Origin of the sequence: Leifsonia shinshuensis (assembly GCF_031456835.1) — a bacterium.
Lineage (GTDB): Bacteria > Actinomycetota > Actinomycetes > Actinomycetales > Microbacteriaceae > Leifsonia > Leifsonia shinshuensis_C.
Genome location: NZ_JAVDVK010000001.1, coordinates 3117343 through 3134047 on the forward strand (window position 1 = coordinate 3117343; position 16705 = coordinate 3134047).

19 protein-coding genes are annotated in these 16705 nt (G+C 66.1%); 12 read left to right on the forward strand and 7 right to left on the reverse strand.

The window, feature by feature from the left end; translation table 11 throughout:
• Positions 1-57: 57 nt before the first annotated feature.
• From J2W45_RS15250 to J2W45_RS15275, 6 genes are all read left to right on the forward strand, one after another.
• Positions 58-525, forward strand: coding sequence for a hypothetical protein (locus tag J2W45_RS15250; protein WP_310133479.1), 468 nt, complete (start codon positions 58-60; stop codon positions 523-525).
• A gap of 17 nt (positions 526-542) precedes the next feature.
• A complete protein-coding gene (locus tag J2W45_RS15255) occupies positions 543-2114 on the forward strand; it encodes a sensor histidine kinase (RefSeq protein ID WP_310133482.1) in 1572 nt (523 codons plus the stop codon).
• The gene (locus tag J2W45_RS15260; protein WP_310133485.1) at positions 2111-2854 is read left to right on the forward strand and encodes a response regulator; all 744 of its coding nucleotides are present in this window, start codon (positions 2111-2113) and stop codon (positions 2852-2854) included. Before J2W45_RS15255 ends, J2W45_RS15260 begins: the two co-directional genes overlap by 4 nt.
• Positions 2855-3037: 183 nt before the next feature.
• Positions 3038-3778, forward strand: coding sequence for an SDR family NAD(P)-dependent oxidoreductase (locus tag J2W45_RS15265; RefSeq protein ID WP_310133488.1), 741 nt, complete (start codon positions 3038-3040; stop codon positions 3776-3778).
• Positions 3779-3912: 134 nt separating this feature from the next.
• On the forward strand, positions 3913-4776 hold the full coding sequence (locus tag J2W45_RS15270; RefSeq protein ID WP_310133490.1) for an SDR family NAD(P)-dependent oxidoreductase: 864 nt from the start codon (positions 3913-3915) through the stop codon (positions 4774-4776).
• Positions 4777-4941: 165 nt separating this feature from the next.
• Entirely contained in the window at positions 4942-5475 is a 534-nt protein-coding gene (locus J2W45_RS15275) for a hypothetical protein (protein WP_310133493.1), read from the forward strand.
• 77 nt (positions 5476-5552) lie between these two features.
• On the opposite strand, the gene J2W45_RS15280 is transcribed toward J2W45_RS15275, so the two are convergent.
• Positions 5553-8249, reverse strand: coding sequence for a helix-turn-helix transcriptional regulator (locus J2W45_RS15280; protein ID WP_310133495.1), 2697 nt, complete (start codon positions 8247-8249; stop codon positions 5553-5555).
• Between the two features lie 137 nt (positions 8250-8386).
• Here J2W45_RS15280 and J2W45_RS15285 point away from each other — a divergent pair, with 137 nt between their 5' ends.
• Entirely contained in the window at positions 8387-9619 is a 1233-nt protein-coding gene (locus J2W45_RS15285) for an alpha/beta hydrolase family protein (RefSeq protein ID WP_310133498.1), read from the forward strand.
• 8 nt (positions 9620-9627) lie between these two features.
• Entirely contained in the window at positions 9628-10401 is a 774-nt protein-coding gene (locus J2W45_RS15290; RefSeq protein ID WP_310133501.1) for an SDR family NAD(P)-dependent oxidoreductase, read from the forward strand.
• A 30-nt stretch (positions 10402-10431) separates the two neighbouring features.
• Here the strand turns inward: J2W45_RS15290 and J2W45_RS15295 are convergent, their stop codons facing one another.
• On the reverse strand, positions 10432-10968 hold the full coding sequence (locus J2W45_RS15295) for a hypothetical protein (protein ID WP_310133503.1): 537 nt from the start codon (positions 10966-10968) through the stop codon (positions 10432-10434).
• 422 nt (positions 10969-11390) lie between these two features.
• Between J2W45_RS15295 and J2W45_RS15300 the strand changes: the two genes are divergently transcribed.
• From J2W45_RS15300 to J2W45_RS15310, 3 genes are all read left to right on the forward strand, one after another.
• The gene (locus tag J2W45_RS15300) at positions 11391-11795 is read left to right on the forward strand and encodes a hypothetical protein (RefSeq protein ID WP_310133506.1); all 405 of its coding nucleotides are present in this window, start codon (positions 11391-11393) and stop codon (positions 11793-11795) included.
• A 586-nt stretch (positions 11796-12381) separates the two neighbouring features.
• Positions 12382-12612, forward strand: a complete 231-nt coding sequence (locus J2W45_RS15305; protein ID WP_310133509.1) for a hypothetical protein — start codon at positions 12382-12384, stop codon at positions 12610-12612.
• A gap of 80 nt (positions 12613-12692) precedes the next feature.
• A complete protein-coding gene (locus J2W45_RS15310; protein WP_310133511.1) occupies positions 12693-12959 on the forward strand; it encodes a hypothetical protein in 267 nt (88 codons plus the stop codon).
• On the opposite strand, the gene J2W45_RS15315 is transcribed toward J2W45_RS15310, so the two are convergent.
• From J2W45_RS15315 to J2W45_RS15330, 4 genes are all read right to left on the reverse strand, one after another.
• Positions 12956-13288 carry a DUF7882 family protein gene (locus tag J2W45_RS15315; protein ID WP_310135064.1) on the reverse strand — a complete coding sequence of 111 codons (333 nt, stop codon included), beginning with the start codon at positions 13286-13288 and terminating at the stop codon, positions 12956-12958. The two genes, J2W45_RS15310 and J2W45_RS15315, sit on opposite strands and share 4 nt — an antisense overlap.
• Positions 13289-13359: 71 nt before the next feature.
• A complete protein-coding gene (locus J2W45_RS15320; RefSeq protein WP_310133515.1) occupies positions 13360-13521 on the reverse strand; it encodes a hypothetical protein in 162 nt (53 codons plus the stop codon).
• Between the two features lie 11 nt (positions 13522-13532).
• Positions 13533-14321, reverse strand: coding sequence for a bestrophin-like domain (locus J2W45_RS15325; RefSeq protein WP_310133518.1), 789 nt, complete (start codon positions 14319-14321; stop codon positions 13533-13535).
• A gap of 136 nt (positions 14322-14457) precedes the next feature.
• Positions 14458-14880 (reverse strand): hypothetical protein, encoded by a 423-nt coding sequence (locus J2W45_RS15330; protein ID WP_310133521.1) that lies wholly within the window; start codon positions 14878-14880, stop codon positions 14458-14460.
• A gap of 456 nt (positions 14881-15336) precedes the next feature.
• Here J2W45_RS15330 and J2W45_RS15335 point away from each other — a divergent pair, with 456 nt between their 5' ends.
• Positions 15337-15870 carry an MEKHLA domain-containing protein gene (locus J2W45_RS15335; protein WP_310133524.1) on the forward strand — a complete coding sequence of 178 codons (534 nt, stop codon included), beginning with the start codon at positions 15337-15339 and terminating at the stop codon, positions 15868-15870.
• A 181-nt stretch (positions 15871-16051) separates the two neighbouring features.
• Here the strand turns inward: J2W45_RS15335 and J2W45_RS15340 are convergent, their stop codons facing one another.
• Entirely contained in the window at positions 16052-16621 is a 570-nt protein-coding gene (locus J2W45_RS15340) for a dihydrofolate reductase family protein (RefSeq protein WP_310133526.1), read from the reverse strand.
• Between the last annotated feature and the right edge of the window lie 84 nt (positions 16622-16705).

The following is a 16705-nucleotide window of genomic DNA, read 5'->3' on the forward strand; positions in this document are numbered from 1 at the left end:
GCCGCCGTCGGACAGCGGCCGGGCGCACACCGCCGTCACACCTTCCAGGAGCGCTCCGTGAACCACTCGACCGCCGACGACCGCGACTTCGACACCGCCCGACTGGCTTCGGCGATCCTGGTGCGGCACAACGAGCTCGCCGTCTCCCTCGCCGCTCACGCGAACGGGCTCTTGCAGGCTGCCGAGATCTCCGACGAGGTGGCCGCTCGTCGACACCGTCGCGCCGTCGGCGAGTGGTTCCGCGACCGGCTGGATCCCGCTCTCGAGGAGGCCACCGGCGCGGCCATGGGCATGATCGCTTCGGGAGCGCCGGATTCTGGGGTCGCCATCCTCGGCCGCGTCGTCGCACTGCGCCACGCAGCGAGCGACCTGGAGAGCGCGACCTGCGCCCGGGACGCGGCGATGGAGGTCATCCAGCTCCGGGTGCAATTGCACCAGCTACTGCGCATCCTCGAAATGGAATCGGTCACCCGGTTGCTGACGCAGCTGCGGCCTGGTCCGGTCCAACTCCGTCCGCCATGCTGAAGCGACGGCGTGGCTCTGTGGCGACGCGGCTCTTCCTCTGGCAGGGGGTCGCGATCGTGGTCGTCACCGTCGTGGTCTTCCTCCTCACGTTGAACGGATCCGCGACGGACGCCGAACGCGCCGCCGCCGGCCGCTCCATGGCGGCGGCGAAGGCCATCGCACATAATCCGTACATCGACTCTGCGCTCTCGGGCACCGATCCCGGTGCGGTGCTCGGGCCGTACGGCAAGGAGCTGGTGCACGACTCGGACATCAGCTTTCTCAGCATGTTCGGGGCCGATGGGGAACTCTACAGTCACTCGGTTCCGGACGGCATCGGCACATCGTTCTCGGAGTATGGACCTGCGCTGCGCGGAGAGTCGTACAGCCAGGCCTACACCGGTCCCCTGGGTCCTGCAGTTCGTTCCGTCGTGCCGGTCCGCGACCCCGACGGCGCTGTCGCGGGGGTGGTGGTGGCCGGCGTGGACCTCGACGACGTCCAGTCCTCCCTCGGCTCACGCATCCTCGTGCTGAGCCTCTCCGCGCTGGCCTTCCTCCTCATCGCCGGCTTCGGGACATGGATACTCAGCCGCTACCTGCGCCGGGTCACCCATGGGCGCGGGGCCGAGGAGCTCAGCAGGATGTCCCAGTTCTACGAGAGCGCCCTTCATGCCCTAGACGAGGGACTCCTCTTGCTGGACAGCCGGCACCGGGTCGTGCTCGCCAACGATCGCGCGGCGCGCCTGCTCGGGCTGCGGCACGCCCCGAGCATCGACAACCCCTCGAGCTTGGCCGAACTGGACGCCCCCGCCGCCCTGGTGGAGCTCGTCTCCCGCGAGGGGCGGCTGGACGACGCGGCGATCGTCACGGACGATCGAGTCCTGCTCATCAACAGCGAGCCCGTCGCCGGACGCGGCCACGATCGTACCCGGATCGTGGGTGCCGTCGTGACAGTACGCGATCGCACTCGGCTTCAGGAGCTCACCGGTCAGCTGGAGAACAACGCCGTCCTCACCGACGCCCTGCGCGCCCAAGCCCACGAGTTCGCCAACCGCCTCCACACCATCATCGCCTTGATGGAACTCGGGCGGACGGACGACGCCATCGAGCTTGCCGGTTCCGAGGTCGGCATCGCGCAGGCGCTCGCGGACACGATGGTCGACATCGCCGACGAGCCCGTCATCTCCGCGCTGCTGCTGGCGAAGTCAGCGCAGGCCAAAGAACGTGGCGTCACCCTGCAGATCGCGGCAACAGGCGCCCTGGACGAGCACACGATCGCACCGCGCGACCTCATCACCATCGTCGGGAATCTCATCGACAACGCGATCGACGCCGTCGCCCATCAGCCGCATGCCGAAGTGACGGTCGGGATCCGAGGAAACGAGCGCGAACTCGTCATCGCGGTGTCCGACTCAGGACCCGGGCCGGAACCGCGCGAGGTCGCCCAGCTGTTCGAACTCGGCGTCACGACCAAGGCAGAGGGCGGCACGCGCGGTATCGGTCTCGCTCTTGTGAGGCAGACCGTGAGGCGCCTCGGGGGCACCATCGAGGTGCACGACGCCGTCTTCACCGTCACACTTCCCGTGAGAGAGGAGGCGATTGCTCGATGACCGACGACATCCAGGTCCTCATCGTCGAAGACGAGGCGATCACCGCCGACGCGCACGCCGCGTACGTCGAACGACTCGACGGCTTTTCTGTGTCCGCGATCGCGCGTACCGGAGGGGCCGCCATCCGTGTGCTCCGCGCAGCCAGAGAAGCCGGCCGGCGCATCGACCTCCTCCTGCTGGACGTGCATCTTCCGGACATGACCGGCATCGACCTCTGTCGCTCTATGAGGGCTGCCGGTGTGGAGACCGACGTCATAGCGATCACGGCGGCGCGAGATGCAGCTACTGTACGCTCAGCGGTCGCTCTGGGAGTGGTCCAGTACCTGATCAAGCCGTTCACCTTCGCCGCGTTCGCGGAAAAGCTCCGGGCGTACAAGGCCTACCGGGAGAGCGTCCCGGTCCGGTACGCCGATCAAGGCACCGTCGACGCGGCTTTCGCTCAGCTGCGCAGCAACGCGGGGAATGTGGCCCTGCCCAAAGGTCTGAGTTCGCAGACTTTGTCGCTCGTGCGACGGGTCCTCAGGGAGAGCGACGGCGGGCTGAGCGCCGTGCAGGTGGCGCAACGGGCCGAGCTGTCGCGCCCGACGGCCCGTCGCTATCTGGATCACCTCGCCGACATCGGCGACGCGACCCGCTGCAACCGCTACGGCACTCCTGGCAGGCCGGAGATCGAGTACCAGCTCAACGGCATCCACGACCACGCCGGTCGGACGAGCGGTGAAGATGTCAGCGGATTGTAGCCGCGACCAGCAGGCTGACCGCTACTGCGATCATCATGGCCGCGGTGATCGCGATCATGATCTGCGCCAGGGCGATCTGCTTTTCCTGTCGAGCCGACATGGGAATCCTTTCGTTTCACTCAGTCTGCGCGTGAGCGGCGATCGTCTGACTGTGAGAAATGCCCAGTATGAGAGGCAGAGAACATGACGACTGTGTGCATCACGGGGTCCACGGATGGAATCGGCTTCGAGGCCGCCCGCATCCTTTCAGAGGACGGGCACCGCGTCATCGTCCACGCGCGCTCGCGAGAGCGCGGCGAGAATGCCCTGCGCCGCTTCTCCGGGGACGTCGGCCTGGTCGTCGCGGACCTCGCCGACGATGCTGCGGTGCGTGATCTACCGCGCCAAATCGGGAGCGTGGACGTCCTCGTCCACAATGCCGGGGTCTGGGCCCGCACGCCCCTCCCGCGCACCCCCTCCGGTCTCGAGCCCACCTTCGCGATCAACGTCATCGCTCCCCACCTGTTGACTACCCTGATGCACGATCAGGTGCGTAGCCGCATCCTCTTCCTAGGAAGCGGCCTCGCGGCCAACGGCCGGGTCGATCCTGCCGAGCTGGGGGCAGAGGTAGATCCCGAATCGGCGTACGCCAACAGCAAGGCCTTGGACGTGCTCCTCGCGGTGGCGTGGGCTCGCCGGCGTCCCGACCTGCGCGTCGGCGCAGTCGACCCAGGATGGGTCGTCACTAAGCTCGCCGGCCCGCTCGCTCCCGGCACGGCCGCCGAAGGCGGAGAGCGGATCGCCGCGGCAGCGACTGATCCGAGCTGGCACGGCGGTTACACCAAGGGCCTGCGCCCGATCGATTTACCGAAGGCGGTAACCGACCCGGATGTGCAGGAAACGGTGATACGGGCACTCGACCGCGTTGCGGGCGTCGTGGGCTAGGTGCCTTCGGTAGAGAACTGTGCAATTCGAACAGTGATACCTGTCGAAAACGGGGCCACTCTAGTTCTACCGGTGCATGCAGCGTCGCACGCTTCCATACCTACGCGGCCGCACCTACAGGAGGGCATCCAGTCATGACCGTATGGTTTGTCACCGGAGCCTCTCGAGGCTTCGGAGTCGAGATCGTCTCCCAGGCGCTAGCCGCCGGATACCAGGTCGTCGCAATCGCTCGCCATACTGACGGCATCCTTCAGCGATTCCCGGAGGCAACCGGTCTCCTCACCGTTGCCGCAGACATCACCGACGAAGCTCAGATCGGTACCGCCGTCGAAACCGCGATCGCCCGCTTCGGACGCATCGATGTCGTCGTCAATAACGCCGGACGCGGGCTCCTCGGTGCGGTCGAGGAAGCGACGGATGCCGCCGCGCGAGCCGTGTACGACACCAACGTCTTCGGCACCCTGAACGTCTTACGCGCCGTCCTGCCGACGTTACGCGGGCAACGTGCAGGGCGCATCATCAACGTCTCGTCGGTCGGCGGATTCGTCGGCTCGGCCGGCTGGGGAATCTACGCCTCGACCAAGTTCGCCGTCGAAGGGTTCTCGGAGGCGCTGGCAGATGAGCTCGCGCCGCTGGGTATCACCGTTACGTTGATCGAACCCGGCTATTTCCGGACTGACTTCCTGGACGCTGCACTGGATCACAGTGAGCCCACTGTGATCCAGGATTACGTCGACACCGCCGGCGCGATGCAGGCGGCTGCCGCGAAGATCAATCATTCGCAGCCGGGCGACCCCGTCAAGGCCGCTGCCGCAATCGTTCGAGTGGCAACCGTGGCCGAACCACCCAGGCGCATCCAGCTCGGCCGGGACTCCTTCACGGCCATCGCCAACAAACTAGGCTGTGTCGCCCTCGAGCAGCGGAGATGGCACGATCTTGCCGTGTCAACCGACTATGACGGGGCCGCCAATGCTAGCTCGCCGGGCCCCCTAGCTTGAGGGGCAACCGCACGCAGAGAAACGACTAGACACGATACATAGTCGGCCTGTGCGCCCTCGCCCATAGCGTGAACGTGCCGCTTCACGCGGCGTCAGAAGGCCGCAGCTTGACGCGGTCACGAACATATTTTCGCTGTCTACGCGATCAATCACTAGGAGGACCCCATGGGCATGCGCACGAGAACCCACAAGGCTGCGCTAGGACTGTTAGCTCTCATGCCGCTAGCGGCTCTGGCGGGATGCTCGCTGCAGCTTTCAGCCGGCACAAAGGATGATATTGGTAGCACTGCGTACTCCCTCACGCAGGTCATTCACAACTCGAGCACGCTTGACCTCACCGTAGTTAGCGTCACCGCGGATAACGGGGGCACCGTCCAGACCGGTTACCCCACGACCATCAAGGCCGGAACAGACGCCACCTTCGAAGCTACGAATTCGGGAAACGGCGTCCAAATGTGGGTGAAGCTCAGCGCACCGACAGGGTCTACGCTGCTCGTGGACAGTGACGTACCCAAGGTCAACCCGAACTGGTCGTCGGCTTCCATCGCGAGCAACATTGGGCTAAGCCTCAACTCCATTTCGATCGGGAAAGGCGACACCCCCACCGCCGATGTCACCGTCGACACCTGTGCCGGCAACCAGAACTGCACCACCAGCACCTCGACCGACCCGCCGATTGTCCGGTCTACCGACGGTTGATGACCGTGAGGCGGCCGATCGCCGCGCTCGGCTCGGGTGCAGGGCACCGGTTGTCGCCTGAGCCTATTGAGTTCTGGTCAGGCGGGCTGGGGTGTCGAACGTGCCGCCTGCACCAGCTCATGGCGTGAGGTCGTGCCGGTCTTCGCGTAGATCCGGGTCAGGTGGAACGACACCGTCGAACGTGTGATGTACAGCTCCCTGCCGATCTGCGCGTAACTGAGCCCCTCGAGGAGCAGGGTCGCGATCTCGCGTTCCCGCTCCGAGAGGGGGGCCAACACGGACGGCGTCGGCTCCGGGCGAACCACAGCGCTTCCATCAATGTCCACGGTTTCCAACGAGCTGCCCGGGTCAGCCGGCGAGTCCGGGAAGAGCAACGGGACGACCCGGTCTCCCCCGAAGGCGACGATGAGGGCTTCCGCACGGGCGGCGGCATCACGCCTGACCGCGCCCGTCGACCTCCGCGCCAACTCGAGTTCGAGGAGGGCTTGGAGGAACGGCGCGTCCGGCAGGCCGACACGGGTAATCGGAGCAATGCGCGCCGCGAACTCGGGATCGGGGGCGGGCATCGCTTCAAGCCAGGTCGCCACGCCGCCGGCCCAGCGGACGAAGGGCATACCGCGCAGCACCGGCGCCCACTCCGCGGCTGCCTCGGGTGATCCGGCCCACCCTGCCGCGATGGCCTGGGCGACGCACCAGATGGTCGGTGCGTCGGCCGCGAATTCGGGTCGCCCGAAGTTGCTCGTCCGACGCCCGAGCCATTCCGCGCGTTCCGCCGAAGTGCCGAGCAGCGCGAGCGTGAAGATCTCGATCATATCCAGCAGACGCACCGCCGCCAGTTGGGGGCTGGCAAGCAGGATTGCGCGAGAATCATCGAGGTCACGGAGGGTGCGCTCCCGGTCCCCCGCGATTAAGCCGGCAAGGGGGAGGACCGCCGCTGTCACCGGGGCGGGCCGCACGATAGTGAACGTACGTGCGAGCTCAAGTGTGATCGACGAGCGCCCCCACTGCCCGTCGATAAAGTAGGCCAGGCCTTGAAACCCGAAGAACGCGCCGTCGCCGAAATCGAAGATGCCGTCGCCGAGCCGCGAGCGGACCACGTCGAGGTCGGCGATCGCGGTGCGCTGCACTCCGACAACGGCCATTGATGTGCCGCGCCAGGCGAGCCGGGCGAGCCCCTCGGAGGTGGACGCCAGGTCCGACCGGTCGGCGTCGAGCAGACGGAGCAGTTCGTCGTAGTCGTCGGGCGGCTCAGCGGCGTAGGAAGCCTGGCCGTATGCGATGGAAAAATAGGCGCCCAGTGCGGGATCGGGATGCGCGGATCGCCGAGCGATCTCCAGATCTGCCAGAGCGGACGCTTCCGGCCGACCCGCCGAGATGGCCGCCCAAGCTCTGAGGACTCTCGCCCGGTACTCCGTGAGCTCGTCGAATTCCTCCAGCTCGTCATCGCTCAGGGTGTTCAGCAGCGACCACGCCTCGGGGTACTCGCGCTCGACTAACCGACGAGCCCCGAGGGTGAAGCGCGAGCGAGGGTCGGCTCCGGCAGCACTGCCGTCGAGGGCGACGTCGTCCAGATCGAGTGCGAGGATCGACTCGAAATCGGCGTCGCGTTCGCGCCGTGTCCTCGGTTGGAGCGACCCGCTGACGAAGGCGGCCTTGCGGCGGATCCGCGCGGCCTGTCGGAATCGGCGCTCAGCGTGCAGTTCGTCGGCGAAGGCGTCAAGGTCGGCGGCCAAGCCGTCGTCCGCGGCTGTCGCTGCTGCCAGTCGGTGCTCGAGGCGCGCCCGGGGAGAGGGGACCCGCGCGGCCGCTCGTCCGTGCAATCGCTTCCTCACCGCGGGATCGATGTTGTCGTAGACGGCCGCCCTCAGTGCCCCGTGCGCGATCCGCGCGGCTCGCACCGGGTCCGTCGTCAGCGATACGAGCAATTCTGAACGCAGGCTCACCAGGGTCCGGTCGATATCCTGGGCGTCGGCTACTGCCGCCACGACGAAGACGTCGGCTCCGGCGTCTCCCAGTACCGCCAGAGCTTCGAGGACATCGACCAGCTCCGCGTCCATGGCGGCTAGTCGCTCGCGAAGGGAGACGATCAAGTCGCTCGGAGCCGGCAGCGATCCGCGCTCGGCCATGCTCAGGAGCTCATCGGCGCGGTGCTCATGGAGCAGGGAGCGGATGAACAGCGGGCTTCCCGCGGTGTGCTCCCGAAGGATAGGAGCGACGGCCGGGTCGGCGTCGGGTTCGATCTCCACGACCGTCGCCAAAGTGGCGGCATCGTCCATACCGGTGAGCCCGACTCGAAAGACGCGCGGTGCCCGTTCGGCCGCCGCCAGCCAACGCTGGTGGGCACGGCCGGCAGCGCGATGTGTCGTCACCACGAGGACGCGGTCTCCTGCCATACGCTCAAGGAGCACGGCGAGAGTGTCGATCGACTCCGGGTCAGCCCATTGGATGTCGTCGATGATGAGCGCCACGGGACCGGTGAGCTGAAGCTCGTCGATCTTCCGCCCAAGACGCGCGGCCGTGCGCAGTGGGCTGGGATCGTTGTCCGCGATATCAGAGTCCAGCTGACGGATCACCCCCAACGTGTCGGCCTGGTCATTCTCGTAGCCTGTGGCACGGAGTACCCGCTCAGGCGGGAACTCGCGGGCCACCTGGCGTGCGAGGGTGCTCTTCCCATATCCGGTCTCGCCGGTGATGTCGAGGACAGTCGGAGTGCCGGAGACCGCGGATTCGACGGCGCTACGGACCACTCGTTCGACCGCATCAGGCCAGTGCATCGACCCACCACCCGCGCATCCCGCCTCCAACCCCCTGGTGACCGATCCGAGCAGGATTCTAGTCCCGAATCCTTCTCCCCCGACCACTAGGTGGAATGCACAGTCGCTGGCTCGCGTCGAACGTCGAAACTGTCAGCATGCAGGAGAACAGCTCACCCATCGCACCCTTCTCGAAGAACCCCGACTTCGACTTCGAGATCCGCAACGTCCTCGGTCAAGCCGTCGGGGGTGCCTCCGACCTCGGCGAAGTGCTCGCCGCCGTGTCGGGTATCCGCGGGGAGGACCACACCGGGTGGTTCCGTGTCTGGCACGAGCTCGGACAGCGCACCGCGGAGGCGGCTCAGGCGGCCGCATCCGCCGGGCATCGGCAAACCGCGGCCGGCCGGTTCCTGCGTGCCTCCAACTACTTCAGCGTCGCCGTCAACGCCGCCAGCGCTCTTAAGGACTCCTCCGAGTTGGTGCCCTCCTTCCGGGAGCAGCGCGATGCGTGGGAGTCGTTCGTCAGCTACACCTCGACCAGCGTCCAGCGCGTCGACATTCCCTACGAGGGCGCGTCCCTCCCTGGCTGGTTCTTCCGACCTGGCGGCTCGGGAAGCAGGGTCACGCTTGTCATGGTGAACGGAAGCGACGGTTGCCTCGCAGCTCTGTGGGGCTCTACAGGCGCGGCCGCGCTGAAGCGGGGATACAACATCCTCGTCTTCGATGGGCCGGGACAGCAGTCGCAGCTTTTCGAACGCAATGTTCCCTTCCGACCCGATTGGGAGCACGTGCTGACGCCGGTAGTCGATTTTCTCGGTGGGGTGGACGGTGTCGACGCCGACCGCATCGCGGTCTACGGCGTCAGCCAAGGCGGCTACTGGGTTGCCCGCGCACTCGCTTTCGAACACCGCTTCGTCGCGGCGATCGTCGACCCCGGGGTCGTTGACGTCTCGGCCTCGTGGCTGTCGCAGCTTCCCCACAGCCTGAGCCGACTGCTCGATACAGGCGAGGACAAGAAGTTCGACGAGGAAATGGGAATCGGCATGCGATTCTCCCCCGAGATCGAGCGGACGTGGCTGTTCCGAGCCCGCCCATACGGCACGACAGGCTACGCCGAGACCATTCAGGCAGTGCGTCAGTATGACATGACCTCGGTCGCGGAGCAGATAACTACCCCGTTGCTGATCACCAGCCCGGACGGAGAAAAGTTTTGGCCCGGTCAGGCCGAGCGGCTGGCCGCCCTCACCCGGGACGTGTCGCAAGTGATCCGGTTCACCGGTGCCGAGGGGGCCGATGAGCACTGCCAGCCTCTGGCGCGTACCGTCACCTGCGAGCGCATCTTCGACTGGCTCGACGACCGCATGGTCGTTGGTGGTCAGGGCTCCAAGTGAGGGCAACGATGGAGATCGACACGGCAACCCTGCCGTTCGACCTCACCGGCCGAGTCGCGCTGGTCACGGGCGGCAGCCGGGGACTCGGGCATGCCATGGCCCGCGGTCTCGCCGCCGCAGGAGCGACCACGATACTCCTCGCACGCTCCGAGACCGAACTCACCCGGGCGAAGGCCGCGCTCGAAAAAGTCGGAGGTCCGATTTACACCCTCGTAAGCGATCTCTCGCATCGGTCAGCGGCTGCAGAAGCCATCGGCCGCGCTGCGGAACTCGCCGGACCGATCGACATCCTTCTGCACGACGCAGGATCGTCGCATCTGCAACCCGTCGACGCGATCGACGACGCATCCTGGGACGGCATCCTCGAACTCGATCTGAGCGCAGCGATGGCCCTCACCAGGGCGGTCGTTCCCGGAATGCGCGCGAAGCGCGCCGGCCGCATCATTTACATTTCTTCCACGTTCGGCGAAGTCTCCCTGCCGGGCCGAGGCTCCTACTCGGCCGCGAAAGCCGGTCTACGCGGCTTCGCTCGCGGGGCGGCCCTCGACCTCGGCCCTGACGGGATCACCGTCAACTGCATCGCACCAGGTCCCTTCCGGACCGAGCTGACGGAAGCCGCCGGTGCCACCCACAATCTGCAAGCGTTCAGCGATGCGACGGCATTGGGCCGTTGGGGCCGACCTGAGGAGCTGGCGGGCGTCGTAGTGCTGCTGGCAAGCGACGCCGGTTCATACATCACGGGGACGACGCTTTTCGTCGACGGTGGCTACACCGCCCGGTGAGTGGCGCCCGCTCCGAGCGGCGCTCACCACTCATATTGGTCCGCCCAGGTAATACGCATTGCGTCCCTGGGTCGCGCAGTTGCCGCCCACGCAGCCTGTGACTGACATCCGGAAGTCGGGTGCGGTCTTGTCCCTGGGGGCGCGTACGTCGCTCACCTGCATGATGATTCCGTCACCACCAAATGTCGAGTTCCAGGAGGCTACGTTCTCGCGACGATCCGTGTCCGCTTGAAGTTGGATAAGCGAACCGTTCTCGCCCATCCATTGGATCCAGAACCCGGGGTAATCCGAGCCGCTCTCGGCCGCCAAGAGGACGCTCTGACCCGGGTCGAGATGCGTCGGGAACCCGTTGACGAAGCGGGACCCCTTGAGGAGACCAGTCGCGTGCGGCTTGATTCGTTGGCCGGTGTTGTTGGTCACCGTCATGGAAACGTATCGCATCTGGTTGGCCTCGGAAGCATCGCCGATAGTGTCCGGTGCCGCTGCGGCGGCAGGATAGATCGCTCCACCGACGAGGGCGAACGCAAAGATGGTCGCGGCGGCAGCCTTGCCGAGAAAGTGTCGCATGTCTTTGCTCCTTCTACGCAGTGCCCGGCCGTCCGGATCGTCGCGTGTATGCGTGACATGAGACTAGAAATCACCCCCGGAACGATGCGCGTTGTGGTCATAGTGGTCGCGCCCGCTGCGAGCCCACGAACTGTGAGTTACGCACAGGCGAGACGCTCGGCGTTTGCCCGAGGCTGGATACGAAGGCCACACCAGTGAGCCGACCATTCGAAGGCCAAAAGCAGCGAGAGGACTCACACACAGAAATGGCGATCTCGAACACAAAGCCGGCGGCATGCGCCGCCCTCGCCGGAGCTGCACTGCTCCTGACAGGCTGTGCGGCCACAGCTCCGGCATCGACCCCGACATCCTCGTCCCACTCCAGCTCGACGCCGTCTGCAGAATCCGCTAAGGGAATCGACTGCAATAACCTGCAGCCGGAGGTGAACCCGGCGATCTCACAACTGGGGACGAGTCTGAAGCTAGCCAACGCATCGTCTCCGCAGGAGGGCACCTATCCGGCCAAAATTGGCTCGGCGGGCGGGATATTCTGCGACTGGTTCGGCGCGGACGGCTCGAGCGTCTCGGTAGCTCTCGTGCACCTCGCTCCCCAGCGTCTCGCCGGCGAGCAGAGCGCGGTCGCCGCGTCGTCGACACCGTCGACAATTCTCGGGACGTCGCCCAATGTGTCCGTCTACGTCGCCGACAGCGGCGGCACCGCCAGCGGCGACATCGAGGCTTTCACCGACTCGGGCTATTGGATCTCGGTCGTGTCACCGTCCTTCACGACTCCTGATCGCGCGACCGACCTCCTTCGAGCTGTCCTCCAGGCCCTGCCGTCCGGGTGACCTAGCGTTTCTCGACGTACGTCCCTTTCACGCGCGGGTTCGCGCCGAACATGCCCACCGTCTCCCAACCCGAGGAGAAGACGTTGCCGCGATCGTTGGGGCCCCGTCACGTTCACGACGTCGAACGACGTCGTGCCCGGGTGGTCGTCGTCGCCATGGGTCAAGTGCCCGCCGGCGCCTGGAAGCCGTCCGCTATCGGGCTTGCGTCAGTGGCGGCGGTGACGGAAAGGGCCCGCGCGACTGCCGCTGCGCCGGAGAGTGCGACACGCTCGCCTTCAAGCATCGAAGCCCCACGTGGGTGCCCCTGACGGCGACCGGCGGGGTGCAAGGTGGTGGTGTACCGCCGCGCCGCCTGAGCCGTCGCAGCCGCGAAATCGATGGTGGGGGCGGCGGGTTCCGACGCTTCAGAGTCCAAGCCACTGTCGCGATCGGAGTTCGAGACCGTCTCTGGACGAGGACGGACGAAGACGACCCGGTTCTCGAAAGACTCGCCGAACGATGAACCGGTGCTGCCGAGAATAGTTCGGCTATCGCCGGCGCGAGTTGCGGCGTAGAGTCCAACAATTCCCGACAACCGAGGCTGATAATGCACCAGATCGTCGCGTTTCTGATCTCTGGAGATCCCGACGGTGAGCCAGAGAGCCTGATCCTTCCGCCGTCCGCCGACTTAGCCGTGCCGCCGGTGACTATTCGTCGTCCTATCCGGGCTCCGGACGGTGACCTGGTCGAAGTGTGGGAGCGCTGCAGCTGGTGCGAACCATCCACCGCAACCTACCTACTCACCCACATCGAGGACCGCTCCAGCCGTGCTGAATGAGGTCGTTCACCCCCTGAATCGGGGGTGAACGACCTCACTCTCTCCGGCATAAAGTGTTCTTCTTCGGCGAGAGGAACCCGATGTCGAACTCCACGCTTGAAATCAACGGACACTGTTACCGTCTTCCCGATGAGAACCTGGAGGCGGCCCGCGACCAGATCGTCCAGCTGGTGCGCTCAGGCGGCGGATTTCTGACCGTTACGACGGGTGCCGGGATGGTGGATGTGCTCCTCTCACCAGGAATGGACCTGCGAATCGTGCACCGCCAGGAAACGAGTGAATATGAAGCAGCGGGGGCGGTTGGAGCTGAGTTTGTGTTCCCGAGTTTCGACGAGTACGGGCTCTAACGCCCGGAGGCTCCTCTTAGCAGCACACTCGTTCCGGAGACCAGGTCGCCGTCCTCGTCGGTGACCAGCAGCCCGGTCGGAGAGGACGCCGATACCCGTAACCGCTCCACCCACTCGTGGGACAGCTCCGGCCACCGGGAACCATCGAAACGGAAGTACAGGGCATGGGCGGAATCCAACCAGATCGTGCTGCGACCGCCTCCGGTCGCGGCCGGCTCCCGCCAACTCATCGCAAAGGACTCATGACGCCGCAGCTTGGACAGGATGACGACTTGCAGGTGCGCGAGCTCACGGTCCGGGAACTCGATCCGCACCTGGTCGTACAACATGTAGCCCACGGCACCTCCCGGATTGACTGGACCGGCGGCGTGCCGCCCGGCCGCCGGGGTTGGAGTGCCGCCTACCGGCGGCGCTGTTCTTGTCGCGCTTCGGCCTGAGCCTTCTTCTCTTCGGTGCCGTTGCGGGGACGGCGATGTTGGTTATGGCTCTCGCCCTCGGTGAACAACTGTTTCTTGTGCCTTCCGGCGAGAGTTCTTGATGTCTTGACCAGGTTCTTGAGCACGAGAGCGAGCGTCAGGTTCGGGCGCCCCACTGCTGGAGCAGCCGAGAGAAGTCGCCCGGGTCGACAGCGATCGTGCCGGCGTATGGGTGGTCCATGTCGGCGGTGACAAACATCACGAGTCCGATGAACAGGGCGAGGAGGGCCGCCATCAAGAGGTGCAGGCGGACGCTTTTCACGTCGATGCACGCAATGAGTATGGCGTTGATGACCGCGCCAACCCAGATCACCAGCCAGAACAGCGGCGGCAGTTGGAGGGTGGTGGCGTCCGTCCGGGCGCGGCGTGATTCGACGAAGCCGTCGAATGTTGCCAAGAGCTGGGTGAGCTGCGCCTGCTCGCGTGCGTTCTCCGGAGAGAACGAATAGATGCCTCGTTCCAGTTCATCGACGACCGGGGTGCTCTTGTCGGGGAGCTGGCCGCGGCTCTGCTGTGGCCAATCGCCGTCGATCACTGTGTGGACGTAGGTTTTCAGATCGTCTTGCAGTTCGCCACGTAGCGGCTGCGGTAGCGCGGCAACGCCGCGATACAGGGCGCCCAGCCGCGACGCTTCCTCGAGAGTCGCCGAGTGCGTGTCCGTGTAGTCGCTGTATACAGAAACCGCAACAAGCCCCAGAAGGATCCCGAAGAACACTCCAAAGGTGCCGGCGACGTAGCCGAGCACCCTGTCCCACTGGACGGGGTCCGTCGCGTTGCGTCGCACGAACGGTCGCAGCAGCAAAACGATCGCGCACGACCCGGCGACGAACAAAATGACGAAGGCAGGCAGGGCGATGACATCAGGCAGCTCGTAGAACCAGGTCACGGTCGCTCCTCGTAGTCTGACGACGTCATCCTAGATCGCGGGTCGTCCATCGGGGCGTACATCACCGCGCCCGCTTCCGGGGCGGTACGGAGGCTTCGGTCGGCCCTCCCTTTGCGCAGGAGGTCCGCTTCGGCGGTTACCGCTGCTCGATGAACGTGTTGAGCACGCCCGGGTTGCCGCTGTACAGGCCGACGGTGCTCCACCCGGAGTAGAACACGTACCCGTAGTCGTTCGAGCCGATCCACTTCGTGTGGGCGGTTGCGTAGTCCGGGACCGGGGTGCCCGGGCCGCTGTAGTTGAGCATCATCGCGGCCGCTCGCAGCTCAACGCCGGGGGCGATCCGGGAGCAGGAGAGCCGGGTGCGGATCTGCATGAACCCTGCATTGTTGTTGGTTTCGTAGGAGGTGGTGCAGCGGTAGTCGGGCGTGACGTGGGTGATGAGTTGGTTCGGGGCTTGGAGCTCGCCGTTGGCGGGGGCAGCTGTGGCGCCAGAGGCTGCGGTGAGGGCAAGGGCGGCCGCGGCAGCTGCGGCGATCGCCGCCTGGTAGATCTTTTTCACGATGGTCTCCAATGACGTAGTCGAAGCTGAGGCGTCCACGGTGGTGCCTCTTCCTCAACGGTCACAGAGTTGTCCGGTCCGCCCGGTGTTGTGCTCATACTGATTACCGCAGCGAGTGCCGTTACTGGTACCGCCGAGCCCATGACCGGGACAGCCGGTGGCTGGTCAGATGCCGGGCCCCGCAGTCACCGCACCGGTACACCGCAACTGGGAGCCGGGCGCCGCGGCCACGCTGGCGGATACGCGAGACCGCTGCACGGGCAGCGCTGATCGTCGGATGGGGGACCTCCGTTGAAAGACGGTGGTGATCACGAGGTCAGCGTAGCGTGACCGGTCCCGGACTGCCATGCCGTACCGGTCTCGCGGAGCCGTGAACAGTATGACCGCAACCCGGTCGGGGATGCGCGAGCCGACGAGCCTGAGAGGACAGCGAACCCCCACGGAAGGACACCGACTATGCAGGCGACCGCAGCTGACGAGCAGTTCCTCTCTCAACTCGTCTCCTCGTATGAGACGTTCACGGGCGGCCGGTTCCCCATCGACGGTCACGGTGCCGTTCCGCTCGGCCGGGCTCTCCAGGAGGCGCCGTTCGGACTGTTCGCCCACAACGCCGACGCCGACCCGCTGTTCGTCTTCGCGAACAACGCGGCGGCTGCCGAGTTCGGATACCAGCCCGCGGAGATGATCGGGATGCCGTCCCGGCTTTCCGCCGCGCCTGGAATCGACCAGGAAGAGCGGTCCCGGTTGTTCCGCGCGCTGGACGAGGCCGGTTACTTCGCGGGATACCAGGGCAGGCGGGTCCGCAAGGACGGGAGCGTCTTCTGGATCGCCGACGTGACCATCTGGAACATCGAGGACACCGGCCATCGCCGGATCGGTCAGGGCGCCCTCATCCGCAGCTTCATCGACCCCCTGCGCCGCAGCGGCCGCAGCACCTACGGGGCCGCGCAGCTCGCCCACTCGCAGGTGATTCCGATGGCCGGGGTCTGAGTGCCCGTTGCACCTCCCCCGAAGGCGCCCCAACGGCGATCAAACGCAACGACACCCATACCTCGAGCAGCTCGTCGCGGCCGGCAAAGCCGTCCGAGACCAGCGGTACGGCACCCTGGGGCGCCCCGAGCTGAAGTAGCGGCTCTCCGGCCGCTGGCGCTTCGCCAGGGAGAAGATCCCGTCACGGACCCGACGGCGGGCCTTCCCCGATGTGCGTCGGAACCCCCTCGAACAGCTGCAGCCTGCTGTCGAAGGTGCGGAGCCCAGTCGTTTGCAGCACCACGTCCGGCCAGCCGTCGTAGATTCTGTCGGCACCCGTGACTCCGTTGACGACGGGGAACACGACCACGCGATACCGGTCGACCAGGCCTGCCGACAGCAGGGAACGGCACAGGCTCGGGCTTCCCAGGGTCCGCAGCGGGACGTCGCCCTGTTTCAGCTGCCGCACCGCCTCCACGGCGTCGCCGTTGACGACGGCCGTGTTCTCCCAGCCGAGAGGCTCCGTCAGGGTCCGGGAGAAAACAATCTTCTGCCGGTCGGTCAGCGAGGACACGTCCTCCTCTCCTGTCTCCGCGAACCCCTGGAACAGCCGGTACGTGCGGGAACCCATCAGCAGCGTGTACCGCTCACGGGCGTCTTCTGCCAGGAACTCGAAGTACTCCGGGCCGCCCATACCCCACAGTCCTGGCCAGCCCTCCGCAGACCCGTACCCGTCGAGCGAGGTGATGTAGTCGATCATCAGCTCAGCCATGCCACCCTCCGTTCCGGCTTCACAGTCCTGCGAACCATACCCGGCGGCCGTGCCCGCGGGTAGACCCATCGGCTGTGCACAGTA